We start from the raw sequence: 5,781 nt of genomic DNA, 5'->3' as shown, positions 1-5,781 counted from the left end.
CTCATCCACCGAAGTGGACGGGGTATCAACTTCTGGCGTTGATTTTTGGCACGCTGTTGAGTTCTCAAGGAACGGACGCTTCCTTCGTACTCACCTCAGTAACACTTACTGGGGCTTTCCTCCGGGCTTTCGTTCTCGCGTTTCCGACTCTATCAGAGTCCGTCCCGCTCGCTTTCCAGGTTCTTCGCTTTCGCGGTTTTCCCTTTCCGGCGATTCCGACTCTATCAGAAGTTTTCCACCGGATTTCCCGGCTTCAATTTCCTGACTGAGGAGTCGGCTGCGCCCGACAGGAATTCAATTCCGTCAGGGCGAGAGAGATTTTAAACCGTCACGGCCGGGCTTGTCCAGCCCAGGCAACCGTTCGAATCTACCTCCCCGATCCAGCCGTGTCAACAGCCTTTGCGGGACGACGAGGAGACTAGCAGCTCCACGGGCCCTCCCGCACATCAGGCCGCGGTCGGGAGCGTGGCCGTGCGGTCGGCGGCTTCGACGTCGCCCACCTCGCCCGCGCGGGACGCCCGGCCGCCGAGGACGTACACGTACAGCAGGAACGCGGCCTCGGCGGCGACGCCGATGGCGATGCGGGCCCAGGTGGGGAGGCCGGACGGGGTGACGAAGCCTTCGATCAGGCCCGACACGAAGAGGACCACCGCCAGCCCGATGGCCATGCCCAGGGCGGCGCGGCCCTGTTCCGCGAGGGCCGCTCGGCGGGTGCGGGGGCCCGGGTCGATGACCGTCCAGCCGAGGCGCAGTCCCGTGCCGGCGGCGACGAACACGGCGGTCAGTTCGAGCAGGCCGTGCGGGAGGATCAGGCCGAGGAAGACGTCGAGGCGGTCGGCGGAGGCCATCAGGCCGATGCCCACCCCGAGGTTGACCATGTTCAGGAAGAGGATCCAGAGCACCGGGATCCCGAGGAACGCTCCCAGGACCAGGCACATCGCGGCGGCCTGGGCGTTGTTCGTCCACACCTTGGCGGCGAAGGAGGCCGCGGGGTGGCTGGAGTAGTACGTCTCGTACCCGCCGCCCGGCTCCGTCAGCGCCTGCAGCTCCTCCGGGGCGGCGATGGCGCCCTGGACCTCGGGATGGGTGGCTATCCACCAGCCGATGAGCACGCCGAGCAGGGTGGACAGCAGCGCCGTCGGTATCCACCAGCGGCGGCTGCGGTGGACGGCGGCCGGGAAGGCGGCCGTGAAGAAGTGGGCCGCGTCCCGCCAGCCGGCGCGGCGGGTGCCCGTCACAGTGGCGCGGGCGCGGGCCACCAGCTGGGTCAGGCGGCCGGTGAGCAGGGGGTCGGGGGCGCTGGACTGGATCAGGGAGAGGTGGGTGGAGGCCCGCTGGTAGAGGGCGACGAGCTCGTCGGCCTCGGCTCCGGTCAGCCGGCGTCCGCGGCCCAGGAGCTGTTCCAGGCGGTCCCATTCCGCCCGGTGGGCCGTGACGAAGACGTCGAGATCCATCCGGTTCCGCTCCCCTGCCCCAGGACCTGGCTCCTGCTCGGTACTGCTTGGTTCTGCTTGGTTCTGCTTAGTTCTACGGTGGTCAGCTTGGCAGACTGGATGACCAAGGGGCGGGTCCGGCCACGTGAAAGGTGTGCAGCGGTGAGCGATCTGGTGACGGGGGACGCGGTCGTCCTGGGCCTGCGGCCGGCGAGGGTTCCGAGCCGGGCGCTGGCGGTCCTCCTCGACCTGGTCGTCTACCTCACCGGCTACCTCCTGATCTCCATCGGGCTGGGCTTCGCCACCGCGTCGCTGGACGAGGCCGCCGTCGCGGCCGTCGCGGTGGCGTCCTTCCTGCTGCTGCTGGTCGGGGTGCCGATCGCGGTGGAGACGCTGAGCCACGGGCGTTCGCTCGGGAAGCTCGCGTGCGGGTTGCGCGTGGTGCGGGACGACGGCGGGCCCATCCGTTTCCGGCACGCCCTGGTCCGCGGGGCGATGGGGGTCATCGAGCTGCTGGGGACCTTCGGGACCGTGGCGTGCCTCGCCTCCCTGGTGTCGGCGCGGGGGCGGCGGCTCGGGGACGTGTTCGCGGGGACGCTGGTGGTCCGGGAGCGGGTGCCGGGGGCCCGGGTGATGCCGGTGCCGCCGCCTCCGCCGTGGCTGGCCGGGCGGTTCGCCGGGCTGGACCTGTCGGCGGTCCCGGACGGGCTGTGGCTGGCGATACGGCAGTACCTGACGCGGATGAACCAGCTGGATCCGCAGGTGGGTGCGGGGATGGCGGCCCGGCTGGCGGACGACCTGGTGGCGCGGACGGGGGCGCCCGCGCCGGTCGGCGTGCCCGCGGCCGCGTATCTGATGGCGGTGGTGCACGAACGGCAGTCGAGGGATGCGGCCCGGGCTTTCGGCACCCCGGGGCACGCGGCTGCGCCCGTACCGGCTGCTGCTCCCGCACACGGGGCTCCGACCGTACCGGCCGCCGTGCCCGGATACGGTCCGGCGGTGCCGGCCGCTCCCCCCGCCCCGGCCCAGCCTCCCGCCGAGCCCGTCCGCCGTACCGGGTTCGCGCCGCCCGCCTGAGGGTTACTCCTCGAAGGTCGAGGGCGGGGTCTCCAGGTGTTCGAGCTCGATCCCGGGGGCGGCGAGGACCACGTCCCCGGCCAGGTGAACCGTGTGGACCTCACCGGTGTCCAAGGCGGTGACCTGGTACTCGTCCACCACCAGCGGTCCGCTGTCCGTCGGGTGCTCCGCGCGCCCGAGCAGCGCCCACGCCTGGTCGACGGTGCGGGGCGCGAGCACCGGATCGGTGAAGGCGACGAGCCGGACCCGCGTGGCGGGCGCGCCGGGGGTCAGGCGGAGCAGGCGGGCCGTCGCCACCAGGAAGGCCGGTGAGGTGCCGGTGAAGCCGCCCGCGGCGACGTTGCCCTCGGTGGCCTCGGTGCCGCTCGGGTCGCTGCGGACCCAGGTGACACCGTCGATGGCGGCGCCGCGGACCTGCCAGCTCGCCGCGTTCAGTTCGAGGCGGATGGGGCGGCCCAGCTCGTCGACCGCCAGGTCGACCGAGCCCCGGTGGTCGCCGTCCGGGCCGGTGAGCTGGGAGACGTAGCGCCAGCCAGAGGGGCCGGGGGCACAGTGGAAGTGCTCCTCGCCGAGGGGGGCGTGGTCGTGCGGGTCGTGGAGCGAGTAGCGGCCGCGGGGCATGGGAGCTGGGTCCTCGGGTGGTCTCGGATGGATACGGGGCAGGCCCCCGGCGTGCTGCCGGGGGCCTGCCTTCGACGTGCTGCCGCTGCCGCGTCGGGGATCAGTAGCGGTAGTGGTCCGGCTTGTACGGGCCTTCGACCTTGACGCCGATGTACTCGGCCTGCTCCGGGCGCAGGGTGGTCAGCTTGACGCCGAGGGCGTCGAGGTGGAGGCGGGCCACCTTCTCGTCCAGGTGCTTGGGCAGCACGTAGACGTCGGTCGGGTACTCCTCCGGCTTGGTGAACAGCTCGATCTGCGCCAGGGTCTGGTCCGCGAACGAGTTCGACATCACGAACGACGGGTGGCCGGTCGCGTTGCCCAGGTTCAGCAGACGGCCCTCGGACAGCACGATCAGCACCTTGCCGTCCGGGAACGTCCACGTGTGGACCTGCGGCTTGACCTCGTCCTTGACGATGCCCTCGATCTTCGCCAGACCGGCCATGTCGATCTCGTTGTCGAAGTGGCCGATGTTGCCCACGATCGCCTGGTGCTTCATCTTGGCCATGTCCGAGGCCATGATGATGTCCTTGTTGCCCGTGGTCGTGATGAAGATGTCGGCCGTCTCCACCACGTCGTCCAGCGTCGCGACCTGGTAGCCGTCCATCGCCGCCTGCAGCGCACAGATCGGGTCGATCTCGGTGACGATGACGCGGGCGCCCTGGCCGCGCAGCGACTCCGCGCAGCCCTTGCCGACGTCGCCGTAACCGCAGACCACCGCGACCTTGCCGCCGATCAGGACATCGGTGGCGCGGTTGATGCCGTCGATCAGCGAGTGGCGGCAGCCGTACTTGTTGTCGAACTTCGACTTCGTCACCGCGTCGTTCACGTTGATCGCCGGGAACAGCAGCGTGCCCTCCGCCATCATCTCGTAGAGGCGGTGGACACCGGTGGTGGTCTCCTCGGTGACACCGCGGATCTCGGACGCGAGCTGCGTCCACTTCTGCGGGGTCTCGCCGAGGGTGCGGTTCAGCAGGGTGAGGATGTGGCCGTACTCCTCGGAGTCCGCCGTGGACGGGTCCGGGGCGGAGCCGGCCTTCTCGAACTCGACGCCCTTGTGGACGAGGAGGGTGGCGTCACCGCCGTCGTCCAGGATCATGTTCGGGCCGCCGGTGGGGGTGTTCGGCCAGGTCAGCGCCTGCTCCGTGCACCACCAGTACTCCTCCAGCGTCTCGCCCTTCCACGCGAAGACGGGGACGCCCTGCGGGTTGTCCGGGGTGCCGTTCGGGCCGACGGCGATGGCGGCGGCCGCGTGGTCCTGGGTGGAGAAGATGTTGCAGGAGGCCCAGCGGACATCGGCGCCGAGGGCGACCAGGGTCTCGATGAGGACGGCGGTCTGCACGGTCATGTGCAGGGAGCCGGTGATGCGGGCGCCGGCCAGCGGCTGCGCCGCGGCGTACTCCTTGCGGATCGACATCAGGCCCGGCATCTCGTGCTCGGCCAGGGTGATCTCCTTGCGGCCGAACGCGGCAAGGGAAAGGTCTGCGACCTTGAAGTCCATGGGTGCTGCTCCTCATGGTTCGAGAGGGTGGGTACGGCTGAGCCGTGCGCCGACCGACCGTGGGACGGCGGTGCACCGAGCACAGTCCGTCGGGGGCCCTCTCTCCCCTCGGCCGGTCACGAGGACCCGCCCGACCGCCATCAGCAGCGACGCCTGACACTGATGTCGAATCTACACCGAGCGGCGGAGCGTTCCCCAGTCGAAGCGGGAACCGGTCCCGGTTCGGGAGGGCGGCCGGGAGCGGCCAGGAGAGGGGTGGGGCGGATGGAACGCAGGCCGGGCCGGAGACTCGGTATCTGGGCGATGGTGCTGCTGGTGCTCGGCGGGGTGCTGTTCCTCGGGGTGACGGTGACGACGGCCGTCCTGGTGGGGGACGGGTTTACGGTCCGCTCCGTCCCGAGCGACTCGATGGACCCGACGTACCGGCGCGGGGACACGGCCTACTTCACGGTCGGGGCCGGGAAGGGGGTCCGGCGCGGGGACGTCGCCCTCATCTCGGCTCCGAGCTGGGTTCCGGAGGGGGACATCGTGAAGCGGGTGGTGGCCCTCGGCGGTGACCGGATCTCGTACCGGGTCGGCGACCGGGCGGTGATGCTCAACGGGGTGCCGCTGACCGAGCCGTACCTGAAGGACCCGGCCACTCCGGCGACGGCCTCCTTCGACGTGACCGTGCCCGAGGGGCGGATGTTCGTGATGGGCGACAACCGCGGCAACTCGTACGACTCCCACCTGCGGATCTCCGACCACAACGGGACCCTGCCGGTCTCGGCGGTGCGGGGCAAGGCCGTCGCCGCGCCGGTGGGCTTCATGGCGTCCGGCGCGGTGGGCCTGTTCGGGATCCTCTCGTTCCTCGTCGGCGGCGGGCTCGGGATCGCGGCGCTCGTGGTGCGGCGGAAGGCGCGGCGGGGGCAGGGCGCCGCCCCGCCCCAGGCGGCGTGGCCCCTCGCCTGAGGCCCGACGTATGAGGGCCGACGCGTGGGGGCCGACGGGAGAGGCCTGGCGGGAGAGGCCTGGCGGACGTGGGGGGGGGGGCGCGGCAGCCCGGGGGGGGACGGGCCCGCGGGGGGGTGGTCTCTTCTGGGGTGGTCGGGGGGGGGGTGTATAGCGAGGTGT

The 5,781-nt window shown here is 71.2% G+C and carries 6 protein-coding genes; 3 read left to right on the top strand and 3 right to left on the bottom strand.

All coding sequences use genetic code 11. The features are described from left to right. Positions 1-269: hypothetical protein (locus AB0B01_RS30475; protein WP_361726120.1), on the top strand; the 269-nt coding region annotated here is incomplete at its 5' end. Between the two features lie 177 nt (positions 270-446). Here the strand turns inward: AB0B01_RS30475 and AB0B01_RS30470 are convergent. Next, complete coding sequence (locus AB0B01_RS30470; protein ID WP_361726117.1) at positions 447-1,454, bottom strand: stage II sporulation protein M; 1,008 nt, start codon at positions 1,452-1,454, stop codon at positions 447-449. Between the two features lie 141 nt (positions 1,455-1,595). Here AB0B01_RS30470 and AB0B01_RS30465 point away from each other — a divergent pair, with 141 nt between their 5' ends. Further along, entirely contained in the window at positions 1,596-2,510 is a 915-nt protein-coding gene (locus tag AB0B01_RS30465) for an RDD family protein (protein WP_361726114.1), read from the top strand. 3 nt (positions 2,511-2,513) lie between these two features. Here the strand turns inward: AB0B01_RS30465 and AB0B01_RS30460 are convergent, their stop codons facing one another. Together AB0B01_RS30460 and ahcY are read right to left on the bottom strand one after the other, a co-directional pair. Then, a complete protein-coding gene (locus AB0B01_RS30460) occupies positions 2,514-3,131 on the bottom strand; it encodes a hypothetical protein (protein ID WP_361726111.1) in 618 nt (205 codons plus the stop codon). 100 nt (positions 3,132-3,231) lie between these two features. Further along, complete coding sequence (gene ahcY, locus AB0B01_RS30455) at positions 3,232-4,668, bottom strand: adenosylhomocysteinase (RefSeq protein ID WP_361726109.1); 1,437 nt, start codon at positions 4,666-4,668, stop codon at positions 3,232-3,234. Between the two features lie 264 nt (positions 4,669-4,932). On the opposite strand from ahcY, the gene lepB reads away from it, so the two are divergent. Continuing rightward, positions 4,933-5,619 carry a signal peptidase I gene (lepB, locus tag AB0B01_RS30450; protein WP_361726106.1) on the top strand — a complete coding sequence of 229 codons (687 nt, stop codon included), beginning with the start codon at positions 4,933-4,935 and terminating at the stop codon, positions 5,617-5,619. Positions 5,620-5,781: the final 162 nt, after the last annotated feature.

This window comes from Streptomyces sp. NPDC044571, assembly GCF_040647115.1.
In the GTDB taxonomy this organism is placed as follows: domain Bacteria; phylum Actinomycetota; class Actinomycetes; order Streptomycetales; family Streptomycetaceae; genus Streptomyces.
The sequence above is the reverse complement of the archived record's forward strand: the minus strand, read 5'-3'. Positions and strand labels throughout refer to the sequence as shown.

What these genes read in the sequence shown, in the direction of transcription:
- AB0B01_RS30460 (WP_361726111.1), bottom strand. Translation starts at nt 3,131, where the DNA reads ATGCCCCGCGGCCGCTACTCGCTCCACGACCCGCACGACCACGCCCCC.
- lepB (WP_361726106.1), top strand. Translation starts at nt 4,933, where the DNA reads ATGGAACGCAGGCCGGGCCGGAGACTCGGTATCTGGGCGATGGTGCTG.
- ahcY (WP_361726109.1), bottom strand. Translation starts at nt 4,668, where the DNA reads ATGGACTTCAAGGTCGCAGACCTTTCCCTTGCCGCGTTCGGCCGCAAG.
- AB0B01_RS30470 (WP_361726117.1), bottom strand. Translation starts at nt 1,454, where the DNA reads ATGGATCTCGACGTCTTCGTCACGGCCCACCGGGCGGAATGGGACCGC.